Source organism: Streptomyces sp. NBC_01190 (assembly GCF_045039895.1).
Taxonomy (GTDB): Bacteria; Actinomycetota; Actinomycetes; order Streptomycetales; family Streptomycetaceae; genus Actinacidiphila.
Map to the genome: position 1 here is coordinate 1,501,596 of NZ_CP108580.1, position 16,480 is coordinate 1,518,075.

General features: G+C 72.7%; 13 protein-coding genes. 4 read left to right on the forward strand and 9 right to left on the reverse strand.

The window, feature by feature from the left end:
* Positions 1–4 precede the first annotated feature (4 nt).
* From OG519_RS06370 to OG519_RS06380, 3 genes are all read right to left on the reverse strand, one after another.
* Complete coding sequence (locus OG519_RS06370; RefSeq protein WP_405592508.1) at positions 5–781, reverse strand: SDR family NAD(P)-dependent oxidoreductase; 777 nt, start codon at positions 779–781, stop codon at positions 5–7.
* A gap of 195 nt (positions 782–976) precedes the next feature.
* Positions 977–3,724, reverse strand: coding sequence for a penicillin acylase family protein (locus tag OG519_RS06375; protein WP_405579766.1), 2,748 nt, complete (start codon positions 3,722–3,724; stop codon positions 977–979).
* Between the two features lie 71 nt (positions 3,725–3,795).
* The gene (locus OG519_RS06380; RefSeq protein WP_405579768.1) at positions 3,796–4,587 is read right to left on the reverse strand and encodes an SAM-dependent methyltransferase; all 792 of its coding nucleotides are present in this window, start codon (positions 4,585–4,587) and stop codon (positions 3,796–3,798) included.
* Positions 4,588–4,864: 277 nt separating this feature from the next.
* On the opposite strand from OG519_RS06380, the gene OG519_RS06385 reads away from it, so the two are divergent.
* Both OG519_RS06385 and OG519_RS06390 read left to right on the forward strand, forming a co-directional pair.
* A complete protein-coding gene (locus OG519_RS06385; RefSeq protein WP_405579771.1) occupies positions 4,865–6,301 on the forward strand; it encodes an amidase in 1,437 nt (478 codons plus the stop codon).
* A gap of 148 nt (positions 6,302–6,449) precedes the next feature.
* Positions 6,450–6,914 carry a MaoC family dehydratase gene (locus tag OG519_RS06390; protein WP_405579773.1) on the forward strand — a complete coding sequence of 155 codons (465 nt, stop codon included), beginning with the start codon at positions 6,450–6,452 and terminating at the stop codon, positions 6,912–6,914.
* Between the two features lie 74 nt (positions 6,915–6,988).
* On the opposite strand, the gene OG519_RS06395 is transcribed toward OG519_RS06390, so the two are convergent.
* Both OG519_RS06395 and OG519_RS06400 read right to left on the reverse strand, forming a co-directional pair.
* Positions 6,989–7,687 carry a TetR/AcrR family transcriptional regulator gene (locus tag OG519_RS06395; RefSeq protein ID WP_405579776.1) on the reverse strand — a complete coding sequence of 233 codons (699 nt, stop codon included), beginning with the start codon at positions 7,685–7,687 and terminating at the stop codon, positions 6,989–6,991.
* A 150-nt stretch (positions 7,688–7,837) separates the two neighbouring features.
* Positions 7,838–8,986 carry an acyl-CoA dehydrogenase family protein gene (locus OG519_RS06400; RefSeq protein ID WP_405579779.1) on the reverse strand — a complete coding sequence of 383 codons (1,149 nt, stop codon included), beginning with the start codon at positions 8,984–8,986 and terminating at the stop codon, positions 7,838–7,840.
* A 109-nt stretch (positions 8,987–9,095) separates the two neighbouring features.
* Here OG519_RS06400 and OG519_RS06405 point away from each other — a divergent pair, with 109 nt between their 5' ends.
* The gene (locus OG519_RS06405; protein WP_405579781.1) at positions 9,096–9,773 is read left to right on the forward strand and encodes a TetR/AcrR family transcriptional regulator; all 678 of its coding nucleotides are present in this window, start codon (positions 9,096–9,098) and stop codon (positions 9,771–9,773) included.
* Positions 9,774–9,786: 13 nt separating this feature from the next.
* Positions 9,787–10,338 (forward strand): DUF402 domain-containing protein, encoded by a 552-nt coding sequence (locus OG519_RS06410; protein WP_405579784.1) that lies wholly within the window; start codon positions 9,787–9,789, stop codon positions 10,336–10,338.
* Positions 10,339–10,470: 132 nt separating this feature from the next.
* Here the strand turns inward: OG519_RS06410 and OG519_RS06415 are convergent, their stop codons facing one another.
* The 4 genes from OG519_RS06415 to OG519_RS06430 all read right to left on the reverse strand — a co-directional run bounded on the left by OG519_RS06415 (position 10,471) and on the right by OG519_RS06430 (position 16,446).
* Positions 10,471–11,553 carry a Zn-dependent alcohol dehydrogenase gene (locus OG519_RS06415; RefSeq protein ID WP_405579787.1) on the reverse strand — a complete coding sequence of 361 codons (1,083 nt, stop codon included), beginning with the start codon at positions 11,551–11,553 and terminating at the stop codon, positions 10,471–10,473.
* Between the two features lie 88 nt (positions 11,554–11,641).
* Entirely contained in the window at positions 11,642–13,045 is a 1,404-nt protein-coding gene (locus tag OG519_RS06420) for an aldehyde dehydrogenase family protein (protein ID WP_405592510.1), read from the reverse strand.
* Positions 13,046–13,310: 265 nt separating this feature from the next.
* Positions 13,311–15,587, reverse strand: coding sequence for a molybdopterin oxidoreductase family protein (locus OG519_RS06425; RefSeq protein WP_405579789.1), 2,277 nt, complete (start codon positions 15,585–15,587; stop codon positions 13,311–13,313).
* Positions 15,588–15,840: 253 nt separating this feature from the next.
* The gene (locus tag OG519_RS06430) at positions 15,841–16,446 is read right to left on the reverse strand and encodes a TetR family transcriptional regulator (protein ID WP_405579792.1); all 606 of its coding nucleotides are present in this window, start codon (positions 16,444–16,446) and stop codon (positions 15,841–15,843) included.
* Between the last annotated feature and the right edge of the window lie 34 nt (positions 16,447–16,480).

Genomic DNA, 16,480 nt, shown 5'->3' on the forward strand with positions numbered 1-16,480 from the left:
CCGATTACTCCTTGGCCTCGGCGAGGCGTTCCTCGAACGTACGCTGGATCTTGTTCATACCGCGCATCCAGCGCTCGGGTTCGGCGGCGCGGGCCGCGTAGTACTCGGCCACCTCGGGGTGCGGCAGGATCAGGAAGCGCTCGGCCGCGATGCCGTCGAGCACCGCCCGCGCCAACTCCTCGGGCTCGATGGCGTTCGGCGCGAGGACCAGATCGCCCGCCACGCCAGTGGAGCGGAGCATCGCGGTGCGGACGCCCTGCGGACAGACGGCGTGCACCCGGATGCCGCGGTGCCGGTAGGTGAGCGAGAGCCACTCGGCGAAGGCGAGCGCGCCGTGCTTGGTGACCGAGTACGGTGCCGCGCCGATCATCGTCAGCAGTCCGGCGGCGGAGACGGTGGAGACGAAACGGCCCTCGCCGCGCTCCAGCCATTCCGGCAGCAGCGCCCGGGCGGCCCGGACGTGACTCATCACATTGACGTCCCAGGCCAGTTCCCAGGCGGCGTCGTCGGCTTCGGGGCCGCCGCCGGTGCCGACCCCGGCATTGGCGCAGAAGACGTCGATACCGCCGCCGAGCGCGGCGCGGGCGGCAGGCACCACGGTGGAGGCGTCGCCGGGTACGGCCGCGGCGCCGATCTCGGCGGCCACCGCCCGGACGGCGTCGGCGTCGAGGTCGTTGACGGCCACCCGGGCGCCCTCGGCGGCGAATCTGCGGGCGAGGGCGGCACCGATACCGCCGCCCGCCCCGGTGACGACCACGCGGGCGCCGCGCAGCGCTTCCACGACCACGACGTGTCTCCTTCGACTCGACGGTCCGACCCGGTCGCATACTAAGCGGTCGGTCATCTGATACGGAAGAGCGGGCCGGGTCCCGAACGCTACGGGACCCGGCCCGCGGGCCGAGCATGCGGGGCGGCGGTTCACCGACCGCGCACCGACGGGTCGGGGCCGGCCGGGAAACGGCCGGCCCCGCTTTCCTCAGCGGTGGGCGGGGAACTCCACCACCTGCTGGAACGTCGGCCGGTTCTGCCAGGCGATCCGGTCGTCCCCGATACCGCCGAGCGGTCGCTGCACGATCGAGTCGGCGCACCACTGGTCACCGGCCGCGCAGCCGCCGTCGTCGCCCGGGTAGACGGTCGTCGCCGGGGTGGCCGCCGCCTGCTTCAGGGTGGACAGCAGCATGTCACGGCAGGCGGACAGCACCCCGCCACCGCAGTACGGCTGGGCCAGCGCCCCCTGTACGGGCCGGCCGAGCACCCGCCGGAGGTCCTTGTCCGCGTACGACCACCAGCCGTACTGGAACGAGCTGCCGGCGTGCGAACCGGTCGGCCCGTGCCCGGCGGACGGCGACTCGTCGATGGTGAGGGAGGCCGCCAGCGCGTTGTAGAGGTCGCCGCCGAGCCCCGGCTGGAACTCGCCCTGGATCAGCAGCGGCCACCAGGCGTCCATCACCCGTACCGCGTCCGGATTGGCGTAGGTCTGCGAACCCGCCGACACGGCCCGGCGTTTGGCGCCCGCGGCCCGCCAGGCCGTCAACTGCTGCACGGCGGTGGCCTCCTGCGGATCGGTCACCGGAGCGGAGTTGATCACCTGGAGCAGTTCCGGCAGGACGTCCTCACCGCGCAGGTCGGTGAGCGCCGCGTCCTCCATCGCCTTGGCCAGCGCCGAGCGGGTCACCCCGCCCGCCTGGACGAGCGCCTTCACCCGGGAGTTCAGCAGATCGGCGCGGTGCACCGAGCCGTTGCCGAAGCCGGCCGAGGTGTAGCCCGGGGCCTGCTTGTTGTTCCAGGAGACGTAGTAGTCCTGGTCGACGGACTGGGGATGCTGCGCGGGCGGGGTGTAGGTCGCGGTGTTGGCGGTCGGGTCCCAGCCCTGCCAGTCGTACGCCGCCCGCGCCCACACCGGGAAGGAGGCGTCGACGCCGGCCGCCCGCACCGGATTGGTGCCGCTGTTGTAGTACGCGGTCTGCCGGGAGTCGGCGTAGAACCAGTTGAAGGTGTAGTTGATGTCGTGCGCCGCCGTCTGGAAGGAGGCGGCGTCGTGCACGACGCCCGGGTCGTTCAGCTCCTGGAAGCCGATGATGGAGTCGGCCTCGTGCCGGTAGGAGCTGCGCAGTTGGGTGTACGCGACGGCCTTGCCGCCGACCGTGGCCCGGTACTCGACCGGTCCGTACGCGGTCCGCCACACCTGCATCCGGTAGGAGCCGGCCGGCGTGGAGTCGGCGACCGTGGGCGACCAGGAGTTGACGCGCTCCAGCTTCTCCATCGGGACGCACTGGCCGTGGAAGAGGTAGTGGGTGGCGTCCTGGCAGAGTTCGACCGCGTACGTGTCGGTCACGTCCTGGGAGGCGGAGGTGGCGCTCCAGGCGTAGTCCTGGCCGCGGCCGAGTTCTATGTACATGCCGAGGCCGGCGAAGGAGGCGCCACGAGCGCTGATACCCGGCCCCTGGAGCTCCTGGAGCATCAGCAACTGCGGCGCGAAGTAACCGGTCTGCGGGCCGAAGACGGCGACCGGGTGGCCGCTCGCGGTGTGCGCGCCGCTGACCACGAGGGCGTTGGACATGCCCTTCTTGGGGTTGCTGAGCAGATCGGCGGGGAGCACGCCCTTGCTCCGGGTGGTGGCCTGGGTGGCGCCGCCGGTCGCGTCGTAGACCAGCGGTTCGGGGACCACCGAGCCGGGGTCGGGCAGCGCCTCGCCCTGCGGACTGGCCGGCTTGCCCGCGTACGGGAAGCTGGTGCCGTCGTGCACGGTCGAGGTCGCCTCGGGGTCGTCGCGCTCGCGGAACGACTCCCAGACCTGGGTGCCCTGTTGGACGCCGTATTTCTGCTGCGCGGCCAGCAGCGACAGCGCGGACTGCACCTCTCCGCCGCCGCCGGTGCCGAAGAGGGCACCCACCACCGAGGCGAGCGCGATCAGGTCGGTGAGCTGGAAGGGATCGATCGTCCCGGCGTTGGTGATCGCGTCGATATGGCCGGTGAGCACGTATTCGCCAGGGAAGTAGCGGCCGTTCTTGGACGCCGTGATGTAGGCGTTGATGCCGTCGATGTACGACTGGGCGTCGGCGAGCGCCTGTTGGCCGCGCGGCCCGCCGTTGGTGGCGAGCCAGTCGATCTGGGCCTGGAGATCGGCCTCGGTGTACGGGGCCTGCCGCCAGAACTCCTGCTCGAGACCGCGGTTGGCGGCGGCGCCGCCGGCGAAAGACGACAACTCGCCGCGTCCCACGTGCCGGAAGAGGTCCATCAGCCACAACCGGTCCTGGGCGGCGGCGTATCCGGCCCCGAACTCGGTGCCGGCGCGGGTGGTGCCCTTGATGTGCGGGACGCCGGTCTTCTTGTCGCGGGTGATCGTGACGTCGGAGCGCGGGCTGGCCACCGAGGCGACCTGGCCGGACGGCACGCCGAAGGACGAGTCGTTGAAGAAGCTGGTGATGGTGGAGTCGGTGAGGTTCTGGTACCCGTCCGCGAGGGAGGCGTAGGGGCCGAGCTGGTCCATGGTGTGCGCGGGGCGTGTCCCGAACACCTTGTTGGCGAGGATGTCGGCGACCGTCGCGTTGCCGTTCTCGCCGGGCGGCAGGATGTCCGCGCACTGCCCGGCGCAGTAGTCGGTGACGGGGTCGGCCGCGCGGGCGAGTGGCAGCGGCGCCACCAGGGTGGCGGCCAGCGCCAGTAGCGCGGCCGCCGTCGCCGTTCTCAGCGTGCCGATCCGTCGCAGGGTCCGTAGCGGCATGTCTGCTCCTTCCGGATGCGGGTTCGCCGGAGGTTACCGCCGGTACTCCCGCCCCGGAAGATGAACATACGTCATCTTTTTTGGCTGTCCCGATCCGCGGTGGCCGGTCCCCGCTGGTCCCGCAGGACGAACACACCCCACCCCAAGTACCGCCGGTTCCACGTCAGATGGGCGCGGCGGGCGTGATCGAGGAACTGCCGCATGTCAGCCGCGTCCGGGTGGTCGGCCGGCACCGACCGCAGCCACTCGGAGATGGTGAACCACTGCTCGGCCGCGTACCGGTCCCAGCTGTCGCCGTCCGCCAGCACCATCTCGACCAGTTCCATGCCCGCCGCCTCGAACCGGTCAAGGGTGCCGGCCAGCGAGGCGAAGGTGTCCGGCTCGGAGTCGGTCCCCTCCAGCGCCTCAAGCGCCTCGGGCGGCGCGGGCTCGGTCCAGTACGGCTCGCCGATCAGCATCAGCCCGCCCGGCCGCAGGGCGGGCCGCAACAGCTCGATGGTCCCGGCCAGTCCGTCCCCGATCCAGGTGGCGCCGACACAGGAGACCACGTCGAAGGCGCCTTCCTCGGCCCGGTACGCCGCCGCGTCCTCCCGCTCGAATCTCACCCGATCGGCGACACCGAGTTCGGCCGCCCGGTCGCGGGCCGCCGTCAGGAACACCTCGCTGATGTCGATCCCGACCCCGATGGTCCCGTAGCGCTCCGCCCATCGGGTGAGCATCTCGCCCTTCCCGCAGGCCAGATCGAGCTGCCGCTGCCCCTCCCGCAGCCGGCAGACCTCGCCGAGGAGCATCAGCTTCTCCTCGGTGTACGGGTTGAGGATGCGATGGCCGGATTCGGCGATCTCGTGGTGGCGCAGGCTCATACGGTTGCCTTACGGGGGTAGTGGTGGGGTGCCGGGTCCTGGCAGGTGGTGCCGGGTGCTGTCGGTCGGGGGCGGGTGCTGTCGGTCGGCGGCGCGGCCGGGTCTGGTCCGGGTCGGCCCGGTCGGGGCATGGTGCCTGATGGGGCGGGCGATGTGCCAGCCGATAAGGCACGCGGGTCGCGGCGCGCGGGCTCCGGAGGCTGGCCGTGGCCCATGGGCGGTGCGAGGATCGAACGCCGGACGCCGCGCGGCGCGACATCGGGCGAAGGGACGAGCCATGGGCGAGTTGCACGATCTGACGGCGGTGGAACAGGCGGCCGCGATCCGCGACGGCTCGCTGTCGCCGGTCGAACTGACCGAGCACTACCTGGCCAGGATCGAACGGCTGGACGCCACCCTCGGCGCCTTCATCACCACCACCCCGGAGATCGCCCGCGAACAGGCCGCGGCGGCGGAGATGGTGGCGGTCGCCGCCCGCCGGGAGGGCCGCGGACTGCCGGCGCTCTACGGCGTGCCCGTCCCGGTCAAGGACCTCAACTTCGTGGCCGGCGTGCGCTGCACCCTGGGCAGTTCGGCCTACACGGAGCACGTACCCACCATCGACGACCACGTGGTGACCCGGCTGCGCGACGCCGGCACCGTACTGCTCGGCAAGACCAACACCCCCGAGTTCGGACTCCCCTGCTACACCGAGAACCGGCTCGCGCCGCCCGCCCGCACCCCCTGGGACCTGACCCGCTCGGCGGGCGGTTCGAGCGGCGGGGCCGCGGCGGCGGTCTCCGGCGGCCTCGCACCTGTCGCCCAGGGCAGCGACGGCGGCGGCTCCATCCGGATCCCGGCCGCCGTGTGCGGCCTGTTCGGGATCAAGCCGAGCCGGGGCCGGGTCAGCTCGGGGCCGGTACAGCACGATGTGAGCGGGCTGAGCGTGCCAGGACCGATCGCCCGCACCGTAGCCGACGCGGCGACCCTGCTCGACGTCATGGCCGGCCCGATGCCGGGCATCCCGTACGGCGCTCCGTCCCCCGCCCCCGGCGAGACCTTCGCCGCCTGCGCCGGCCGGGACCCCGGCAAGCTGCGGGTGGCGGCGCTGCCGGAGCCGCCGGTCGCCGGGGCGGAGCTCCACCCCGACTGCCGGGCCGCGCACGACGCCGCAGCGTCACTGCTGCGCGACCTCGGCCACGAGGTGGACGAGTTGGCGCTGCCGGTGGACGAGTCGATCAGGGCCGCGTTCGAGGACGTGTGGGCGGTGATGGCGACGATGTATCCGGTGGCGCCGGGCGACGAGGCGGGGCTGATGCCGCTGACCCGGCAGCTGCGGGCCAGGGCGGAGCGGGTCAGCGGCCAGGCCTTCGCCGAGGCGCTCTACGGGTTCCGGGTGCTCGGCCAACTGATCGCGGACACGATCCTGTCGACGTATGACGTGATCCTCACCCCGACGCTCGCCCAGCCGCCGATGGAGGTCGGCGGGCTGCGCGACGACGCAGACCCGGCGGCGGAGTTCGCGGCTCTGGCTCACTTCACGCCGTACACCCCGCTCTACAACGCGACCGGCCAGCCGGCCGTCAACGTACCGCTGCACTGGACCGGGGAGGGGCTGCCGATCGGGGTGATGCTGGGCGGGCGCTACGGGGACGAGGCGACGCTGATCTCGCTGTCCGGCCAGCTCGAACGGGCCCGGCCGTGGGCGGGGCGGCACCCGGAGGTATGGGGGTAGCGGCGTGGGGCGCCTGGCGGCGGGTCGGGGTGGCGGGAGGGGTGGTGGGTCGGGGCGGCGGGTCGGGGCGGCGCGCGTTGACACGCGGGACCGCTCGAACCCATGCTAAGCAAGCGCTTAGTAATCCGGATCCCAGGAGGCCACCACCATGTCGCAGCAGCCCCGCGTCTTCGCCTCGATCGACGAGTTGCGCGCCGCCGTAGGCGAACAGCTCGGCTGGACCGACTGGCTGGAGATCGAGCAGAAGCGGATCGACCAGTTCGCCGACGCCACCGGGGACCACCAGTGGATCCACATCGATCCGGAGCGGGCGGCCGACGGGCCTTTCGGTTCGACGATCGCGCACGGCTTTCTCACCCTCGCGCTGATCCCCTCGCTGACCCCGCGGCTCTTCCGGGTGGAGGGCGTGAAGATGGGCGTCAACTACGGCGTGAACAAGGTCCGTTTCCCCGCTCCGGTGCCGGTGGGCTCGCGGCTGCGCGCCACCGCCGTGGTGGCCGAGCTGACCGAAGTCGGTGGCGGGGCGCAGTTGGTGACCCGGGTGACGATCGAGCGCGAGGGCGGCGAGAAGCCGGTGTGCGTGGCGGAGACGGTGTCGCGCTTCTATTTCTGAGCGGCGGCGGGCGGGGCGGCGGTTGCGGCGGACGGTGCCGCCGGCGGCTGGGCGGACGGCGGGGCGTCGACCTCTCAGGCCTGCCGGACCATCCGCAGGACGAGGTCGGCGTAGAGCGCGCCGACCTCGTCGGGTGTACGCCGGCCGCCCGGATTGAACCAGCGGGCGACGTCGATGCAGAGCGAAAGCACCGCGAGGGTGGTCCCGGAGATGTCGGGCACGTCGAACTCGCCGGCCGTCACGCCGTCCTCGATGATCGACCGGATCGCGTCCTCGCTGCGCCGCCGCAGCGCCACGATCTCCGTGTAGTGGTCGGGGCCGAGCGCGCCCAGTTCGTACTGCACCACCCGTCCGGTGGTGTGGTGTTCGGCGTGCCAGCGGACGAAGACCCGCACCGCGAACGCCAGCCGCTCGGCGGCGGTGCCCGAGCTGTCCCTGGCCTCGCCGAGCAGCGCCAGTGAGCGTTGGTGGCCGACCTTGCTGATCTGGTAGAGCAGCTCTTCCTTGGTCTTGTAGTGGATGTAGAGCGCGGCGGGGCTCATGCCGGCCCGGCCGGCGATGTCCCGGGTGGTGGTGGCGTGGTAGCCGCGTTCGGCGAAGGCCTGGACGGCGGCGACCACCAGCCGGCGGGCGGCGTCGGGGGTGACGTCGGCCCAGGACGCGCCGGCCAGGGACGCGGCGGCACCTGGTTCGCCACCCGCTTGTCTGCCCGGCTCACCCTGGTCCAGCCCGCCGCCGGACGGTTCGCCGTCGGTTGCCGCTTCCGCACTCATCGCCGCTCCTCCTGCCCCGTCCCGCCCGACCCTGCCCTGCCGGTTGCCAGGACCCCACCCTACCTGGCGGGTGAGCAAGCGCTTAGCGGACAGGCGGTCCGACGGCCCGGGTCGAACGGGGTCGGCGGGTTCGGGACGGTCGCCGCCGGGTCAGAAGGCCGAGACCCCGGTCAGCGCCCGCCCGATCAGCAGCTTCTGGATCTGGCTGGTGCCTTCGTAGAGCGTCATGACGCGGGCGTCGCGCAGCAGCTTGCCCACTGGGTACTCGTCGATATAGCCATAACCGCCGAAGACCTGGAGCGCGTTGTTGGCGCAGCGCACCGCGGCCTCGCTCGCGTAGAGCTTGGCGGTCGAGGACTCGGTGGCGAAGGGCAGGCCGCGGTCGATGAGGTCGGCGACCCGCCAGGTGAGCAGCCGCGCGGCGTCCACGTCCACCGCGATGTCGGCGAGCAACTCCTGGACGAGCTGGCGCCCGGCGATCGGCGACCCGAACTGCTCGCGCTGCCCGGCGTACCCCACCGCCGCGTCCAGACACGCCTGGGCGATTCCGACGCAGCCCGCCGCCACCGACATCCGGCCCTTGGCCAGCGCCGACATGGCCACCGAGAAGCCCTTGCCCTCGGGCCCGATCATGGCGGCGGCGGGGACGCGGACCTCGTCGAGGACGAGTTCGGCGGTCGCCTGTCCGCGCAGCCCCAGCTTGCCGTGGATCTCGCGGCGGGTCAGCCCGGGGGTGTCGGTCGGCAGCAGAAAAGCGCTCACCCCGCGGTGGCCCGGGCCGCCGGTGCGGGCGAAGAGCAGCACCACATCGGCCCAGGTGCCGTTGGTGATGAACATCTTGCTGCCGGTGATCAGATAGGTGTCGCCGTCGCGGACGGCGCGGGTGGTGAGGCCGGCGGCGTCGGAGCCGGTGCCGGGTTCGGTGAGGCCGAAGCTGCCGACCGCCTCGCCGGAGGTGAGCCGGGGCAGCCAGCTCCGCTTCTGCTCCTCGCTCCCCCAGTGGGCTATCGACTTGGCGACGAGCCCGAGCGACACCGAGACGATGCCGCGCACCGAGGAGTCGGCGCGGCCCAGCTCCTCGGTGACCAGGCAGTACGCGAGGTGGTCGCCACCGGAGCCGCCGTACCGCTCGTCGACGGTCAGCCCGAGGAAGCCGACCGCGCCGAGCTTCTTGACGATCGCCCGGTCCACGCTCTCCGCCCGGTCCCAGGCGATGACATGCGGGGTGATCTCACGGTCGGCGAAGTCCCTGGCCAGCTCCCTGACGGCGGTCTGCTCCTCGGACAGCTCAAGATTCACTGCGGCACCCGGCCCTTTCGCATCCTCGGTCCCCGGTCCTCCGGTCGCCGGTCAGCGGCCGGAAACTACCAGCGCTAGTTTTTGGTCGGCAGCCTCTACTATGTGCCGCATGGCCCGCCCCCGCAAGCCCCTGCTGAGCCGCGAACGGATCACGAAGGCAGCGCTCGCCCTCATCGACGCCGAGGGTCTCGCCGCGCTCTCCACCCGGCGGCTCGCGGCGGAACTCGGCGTCAGCGGGCCCTCCCTCTACAACCACTTCGCCACCAAGGAGGCGATCCTCGACGCGGCGGCCGACAGCGTCATCGCGCAGGTCGACGTGTCGATGTTCGGGCGCCTTGAGCCCGCGGACGGCGGGGCGCGCGCGGACGGCGGCGACTGGCGGGCCGCGCTGCTGGAGTGGGGGCGCTCCTACCGGGCCGCGCTCACCGACCATCCGCACATCGTGCCGTTCCTGGCGACGGGGCCCGGGCTCCGGCCGGCCGGGCTGCGGATGGCGGACGCGGTCTTCGGCGGCATGGTGGACGCCGGCTGGCCGCCCGCCCACGCGACCCGGATCGGCGCCCTGATGCGCTACTTCGTCACCGGCTCCGCGCTCGGCTCCTTCGCCGGCGGCTTCGTCGGGGACGCGTCGGCATACGACCCCGCCGACTATCCGCACCTGGGACAGGCCCATCTGCTGGCCGGCCACCGCGAACAGGTGGACCAGGGTGCCTTCGATACCGGCCTGCGCGCGCTGATCGACGGACTGGCCCTGCAATTTGGGAGGTTGGCCGCCGGCGCCGGCTGACAGGATGGCGCCCATGCCACCTCTCGGAGACGGACTGGTCCAGGTCGACTACCGGAAGTACGACGGGACGCTGCACTGGAATCTGCGGATGCGGCGGCTCGGCGAGGACGAGCACGGGGTCTGGCTGGGCCTGCCTGCGGACAGCGTGATGCGCAAGGGCCACAACCCGACCGTGGCGCTCCCCGAGGCCCACGTCATCCTCTTTCCCCGGGCCGCCTGGTGGACCGCCGTCTTCAACGCGGCGCCGCGCAGCACCGAGATCTACTGCGACATCACCACACCCCCCGAGTGGCCCTCACCGGCGCGGGTCACCATGGTCGACCTCGATCTCGACTTGCTCCGCAAGCGCGGCGCGGACCGCCCGATCCTGGTGGACGAGGACGAGTTCGCCGAGCACCAGCTGCGGTACGGCTACCCGCCCGAGGTGATCTCCGCCGCGCGGGGCTCGGCGGAATGGCTGATGGCGGCGGTCACGGACCGCGCCGGTCCGTTCGGCGGGGCGCACGAGCGGTGGCTGGCGATGGTGGACGGCGCCGACCGAGGTGAGGGGTCCATGGGCCGGTGAGGCGTGAGCGCCTTGAGGGGCTTGGGCGGCTCGGTGAGCACGGGGGACTCAGTGGCCCGGGGGCCCGGGGACTCGGGAGGCACGGGGACTCGGGAGGCACGGGGACTCAGGCCTGGGGAGAGCTGACCGGACTCAGAAGACGACCAGCGTCCGGCCACCCCGACCCGCGGTCATCGCCTCGAAGGCCGTCGATATGCCATCGAGCCCGATCCGGTCGGTGACCATACCCGACAGGTCCAGCCGGCCGGCCCGGATGTGCTCGGCGAGGACGGGCAGGTCCTTCACCGGGTCGCAGTTGCCGTACACACAGCCCGACAAGGTACGGCCGAAGTAGAAGATCTCCAGCGCCGTGAAGGTGACCTTCTGGTCCTGGCCGCCGATGCCGACGACCGTGGTGCGGCCGCCCCGGCGGGTCGACGACCAGGCGGCCCGGATGGTGTCCGCCCGGCCCACGCACTCGATCGCCGCGTCGGTGCCGTATCCGCCGGTGAGTCCGCGGATCTCCTTGGCGGTGCCCTCCCCCGCGACCAGGAAGTCGGTGGCGCCCGCCGCCCTCGCCAACTCCTCCTTGGCGGCCGACGCATCCACCGCGATGATCCGTGCGGCCCCCGCGATCCTCGCCGATTGCAGCACGGCCAGACCGACCCCGCCGATCCCGAAGACCGCCAGCGTCTCCCCGGTACGGATCGCCGCCGCGTGGTGCACCGCCCCGTACCCGGTGAGCATCGCGCACCCCAGCAGCGCCGCGTCGACGAGCGGCACCCCGTCGGGCAACGGCAGCACCGCGCCCGCGGCGACCACCGTCTCCTCGGCGAAGGCGGCGGTACCGAGCCCCGGATAGAGATCGCCGCCGTCGGAGGCGAGCCTGGCATACGGAGTGGTCGCCGCCGCCCCCGAGTTGGCGCAGAGCCAGGGCTCGCCGAGTCCGCAGAAGTGGCAGGAGCCGCAGGCGGGCGCCCAGTTGAGCACCACCGGGTCCCCTGGCGCGACATGGCCGACGCCCTCCCCGACCGCCACCACGGTCCCCGCGCCCTCGTGCCCCAGCACCGCGGGCACCGGCTGCCGCAGGGTGCCGTTGGACAGGGACAGGTCGGAACGGCAGACACCGGCGGCGGCGAGCCGCACCCGCACCTGCCCGGGACCGGGTTCCGGCAGCTCGATGTCCTCAACGGTCAGCGGAGCGTTCAGTGCGGACAGGAAGGCGGCGCGGACCACGATCACTCCCGGGCGATGTGTCGACAGATCGGTTGGTTGACCAATCAATGGATGAGGCGGTGCATCGGCCGCACCGGCGGAACCGGGGTCAGAACTGGAGGGACTTCGTCTGGAGGTACTCCGCCAGCCCGTGCGCCCCCAGCTCCCGCCCGACGCCGGACTGCTTGTAGCCGCCGAAGGGTGCCCGCGGGTTGAACCGGCCCCCGTTGATGTCCACCTGGCCGGTGTCCATCCGGCGGGCGAAGGCGACGGCCCCTTCCTCGTCAGCGCCCCAGACCGCGCCGGCGAGTCCGTAGACGGTGCCGTTGGCGATCCGCAGCGCGTCCTCCTCGTCCTCGTAGCGGATGAGGACGACGACCGGGCCGAAGATCTCCTCCTGGGCGATGGCCATCTCCGGCCGCACATCGGCGAAGACGGTGGGCCGTATGAAGTAGCCGGTCTCCATGCCCTCCGGCGTCTCGGGGCCACCCGCCACGATCCGCGCGCCTTCCGCCACGCCCCGCCTTATGTAGCCGCGCACCCGCTCGTGTTGCTTGGCGTTGACGACCGGGCCCAACCGCTCACCGGGCACGTACTTGGCGGCGGCCGCCGCGGCGATCTCCACCGCCTCGTCGTAGCGCTCGGCGTCGATCAGCATCCGGGTCCACGCGCTGCATGTCTGGCCCGAGTTGGCGAAGACATTGGCGATCCCGACATTGACCGCCCGCGCCAGGTCGGCGCCGGGGAGGATCACATTGGCGGACTTGCCCCCGAGTTCGAGGGCGACCCGCTTGACGGCGCCGCCCGCCGCCGCCCCGATCCGCCGGCCGACCGCGGTGGAACCGGTGAACGAGACCAGATCCACGTCCGGGTGCTCGGCCAGGGCCTGCCCGGCGACCGGCCCGAGCCCGGTCACCAGGTTGAACACCCCCTCGGGCAGCCCCGCCTCGTCCAGGATGACCGCGAGAAGCTGCGCGACCAGCGGGGTGTCCTCAGCCGGCTTGAGCACCACGGTGCAGCCCGCGGCGAGCGCCGGGGCGGCCTTGGCGACGACCTGGTGCAGCGGGTAGTTCCAGGGCGTGATCGCCCCGACCACACCGACGGGTTCCTGGAAGACCCGGGAGTTGCCCACCCGTTCCTCGAAGGAGTGCTCAGCGGCGAGGGCGGCGAAGGTGCCCATGACGGTGGTGGGCAGGTCGGCGTGGACCGCCATCGCGAAGGCGGGAGGCGCGCCGAGTTCCGCACTGACCGTGGCGGCGATCTCCTCCCGCCTAGCCGCCATCAGATCCCGGGCGGCGGCGAGTACGGCGGCCCGCTCGGCCGGCGCGGTGGCCGCCCAGCCCGGCAGCGCGGCGCGGGCGGCCGCCACGGCGGCGGCCACGTCCCGGGCGTCACCGGCCGGCACCTGGCCGATGACCCGCTCGGTCGCCGGATCCACCACATCGATCAGCGCGTCCGCCGCCGACTTCCGCCACCGCCCGCCGATGTACTGCTCCGCGCGGGCCCGGAACACCCGCGCCACCCGCGCCCCTTCCGCCGCTCCTTGCTCGCCGGCGCTGTCGGCCCGCCCGGCCGCCTCTCCCCGCGCGGCTTCGGGCGCTGCGGCCGAGCCCCTTCCCGGCCCCGCCGCTGCCGCCGCGGCCGCTGTCCGCTCCGACGCCGCTTGCGGCCCGGTCCCGGCCAAAGCCCCTGTTTCTGCCGCTGTGCCGTCCACGCTGCCGTACTCCTCTGGTCTCGACCGGCTCTCAACGCTGCGTCCGACGCCCAAACTAGCGCCGTTAGTTTTTGGTGGCCAGGGGCAGGACATCCGCCGGGCCCGGGCCCGCCGGTTCCATCCGGACCGGGAAGCCGTTGAGCACAGCGGTCCCGGAGAGCGGGTCCAGCCTGCTGCCGTCAAGGAGCTGGTTGACGTTGGCCCCCGGCTCCCGGGCAGCGGCGGTCAGCCGTGTGCCCTCCCGGTCGTGGCCCCAGCCGTGCGGCAGGCAGACCACGCCCCGGCGCAGGTTGTCGGTTATCTCGACGGGCGCGGTGATCTCACCGCCGTCGCCCTTGATCGTGGCGAGGTCGCCGTCGGCCAGGCCGAGTCTGGCGGCGTCCGCCGGGTGGAGTTGGGCCGTGCAGCGGTTGCTTCCGCCGGTGAGGGCCGGGACGTTGTGCATCCAACTGTTGTTGGACCGCAGATGGCGGCGGCCGATCAGCACCAGCTCCGGTCCTTCCGCGCCGCCGGCCACCGCGGCCCGCAGCCGGGGGACGTCCGCCGCGATCGGCGCCGGGGCCAGCTCCACCAGGCCGGACGGCGTGCGCAGCACTTCTGGGAGCCGCGGCCGCAGTGGGCCCAGGTCTATCCCGTGCGGATGGCCGAGGACCCGGTCCAGGGTGAGGCCGTCCGGCTCGGCGCCGAACCCGTCGCCGTAGGGGCCGAGCCGCAACTGGAGATCGAGCCGCCGTTCGTATCCCGTCCCTCCGGTGAGCGCGGCGGCCAACTCGGCGGCGTCGCGGCCGTGGACCTGCGAGTGCGGGTCCTCGGTCTCGCGGCCGAGCCGGTGCCCGATCGCCTGGTCGTCGACCAGCGCGGGGTCCGCGTCCGGGCCGCCTTGACCGAGGACGGCGAGCACCAGCCGGGCCAGGATCTCCGGCTCCGCCATCCGGTCCTCCTCCAGCGGCACTGCGGGCGGGCTGTAGCGGACCGTGTTGCGCACCGCGAGGGTGGAGAAGGCGAAGTCGTAATGCGCGCTCTGGGCCGGCGGGGGCGGCGGCAGGACCACGTGGGCGTGGCGCGAGGTCTCGTTGAGGTAGGGGTCGACGCTGATCATGAAGTCGAGGCCGGCCAGTGCGCGGTCAAGGCGCAGTCCGTCGGGCGCCGACAGCACGGGGTTGCCTGCCACCACGATCAGCGCGCGCAGCCTGCCCTCGCCCGGGGTGTCGATCTCCTCGGCGAGGGCGGCCGCCGGCAGTTCGCCCTTCACCTCGGGATGACCCGAGACGCGGCTGCGCCGGCGGCCGACGGTGAACCCCCGGCCGGGGCCCGGCGGCCGGGGCGCCCGCGCGGTGGCGGCGAGCGGGAACATCGCGCCGCCGGGACGGTCCAGATTGCCGGTCAGCGCGTTGAGCACGTCCACCAGCCAGCTCGCCAGGGTGCCGAACTCCACCGCGGTGCTGCCCAGCCGGCCGTAGACGACCGCCTTTTCCGCCGCGGCCAGTTCACGGGCGAGGGTGCGGATCTCCTCAGCCGACACATCGCAGTAGGGGGCGACCAGCTCGGGCGGGAAGTCCGCGGCCAGCGCGCTGACCTCCTCGATTCCACTCAGGTGTGCAGCCGGTTCGCCGGGCGCCGTCAGTTTCTCGGCGAAGAGCACATGGACCATGGCGAAGAGCAGCGCCGCGTCGGTGCCGGGGCGGGGTGCCACATGCCGGTCGGCGGCGCGGGCGGTCCTGGTGCGGTGCGGGTCGACCACGACCAGCCGGCCGCCCCGCCGTCGCAGCGCCTTGAGCTTGCCGGGAAAGTCGGCGGCGGTGGCCAGGCTGCCGTTGGACACCAGCGGATTGGCGCCGATCAGCACGAGGTGGTCGGTGCGGTCCAGGTCCGGCACCGGGATGGCGTTGGGATCGCCGTACATATGACCGCACGAGACGTGCTTGGGCATCTGGTCGAGCGTGCTGGCGGTGAAGAGGCTGCGCGTGCCCAACGCGCCGACCAGTTGGACCGGGTAGAGGCCCCCGGCCACCGTATGGACATTGGGATTGCCGAGAAAGACACCGACCGCCTCACCGCCGTGGGCGCCGGTGACGGCCCCGATTCCGGCGGCCACCGCGGCGAACGCCTCCTCCCACCCGGTCTCGACCAGTCTTCCCGCACGTCGCACCAGTGGGCGGCGCAGCCGGTCCGGATCGGCGTCCAGGGCTCCGAAAGAGGCTCCCTTTGGACAGATGAAGCCCGCGCTGAAGACATCGTCACCGTCGCCGCGGGCATGGGTGACCCGGCTGCCGTCGATGGTCAAGGTGAGGCCGCAGGTGGCCTCGCAGAGCGGACAGATACGCAGAGCGGTACGGGACATCGGTGTTTCCCCCTTTTCTGACGGTGCCGATCCGGTTTCTGACGGTGCCGATCCGGCGGGCGCTCGCATGGCGGTGATGCGCCGGTGAGCGCAACCCGCCGGGACTGAGAACGACAGTAGCCCCGCACGCCGACATCGCGTCGGGATCCGCTCTCCCGCCTGTGGATAACTTTTGCCCGAGCAAGTCGAGTCCGGCCGGCCCCGGTTGGGTCGAGTCGGCCCTGGTCGGCCGATCGGCGACGAGCCGCCGCGCTCAGTCGAGAACCGTCGCGAGGTAGGCCCGGAGCAGCCGCTTGGTCTCGGCGATCACGGCCGCGTCACCCGACGAGTCGTTCCGGAAGGCCAGTTGGAGCGCGGCGTCGGCCGCCTCGACCGCGACGACCAGCGCCAGCCGCAGCCGGGCGTCGGCGGGGTCGACGGCGATTCGGTCGCCGAGCAGCGCCGGCAGCCGGTCGGCGAGATCGTGGTTGGTCTCGCCGGGAATCCCGAAATCCACCAGCGCGAACCCCGCGGCCGTCCGCTTCATCGCGGTGTACTCGTCCACCAGCACGTCCACCGCCGTCCGCCAGTCCGATCCGAGGTCAGGGCCGGCCAGCCGGGTGGCGGCCCGGTCCAGGAACTCGTCGAGATTGCGGTGGGCGAGCGCGTCGGCCATGGCCCGCTTGTCGGCGAAGAAGCGGTAGACCGAGCCGATCGGCACGCCCGCACGCGCCGCGACCGCCCGCGTGCTCAGCCGCCCGTAGCCGCCCTCGTCCAACTCGCGCGCGCACGCGTCGAGGATCCGCTCCAGACGTTCGGTGCTGCGCCGCTGCACCGGCGCCCGCCGAAGTCCGCTCTCGTCGTTGTCGGTGGGCGACACGGCCCGCTCCCCCATTCGTCGCCGACCGCCGTCC

Bases quoted from the DNA above. Each gene is read 5' to 3' on its own strand.
- OG519_RS06395 (WP_405579776.1), bottom strand. From the start codon at position 7,687: ATGAGTGCGGAAGCGGCAACCGACGGCGAACCGTCCGGCGGCGGGCTG.
- OG519_RS06385 (WP_405579771.1), top strand. From the start codon at position 4,865: ATGGGCGAGTTGCACGATCTGACGGCGGTGGAACAGGCGGCCGCGATC.
- OG519_RS06390 (WP_405579773.1), top strand. From the start codon at position 6,450: ATGTCGCAGCAGCCCCGCGTCTTCGCCTCGATCGACGAGTTGCGCGCC.
- OG519_RS06375 (WP_405579766.1), bottom strand. From the start codon at position 3,724: ATGCCGCTACGGACCCTGCGACGGATCGGCACGCTGAGAACGGCGACG.
- OG519_RS06425 (WP_405579789.1), bottom strand. From the start codon at position 15,587: ATGTCCCGTACCGCTCTGCGTATCTGTCCGCTCTGCGAGGCCACCTGC.
- OG519_RS06405 (WP_405579781.1), top strand. From the start codon at position 9,096: ATGGCCCGCCCCCGCAAGCCCCTGCTGAGCCGCGAACGGATCACGAAG.
- OG519_RS06380 (WP_405579768.1), bottom strand. From the start codon at position 4,587: ATGAGCCTGCGCCACCACGAGATCGCCGAATCCGGCCATCGCATCCTC.
- OG519_RS06410 (WP_405579784.1), top strand. From the start codon at position 9,787: ATGCCACCTCTCGGAGACGGACTGGTCCAGGTCGACTACCGGAAGTAC.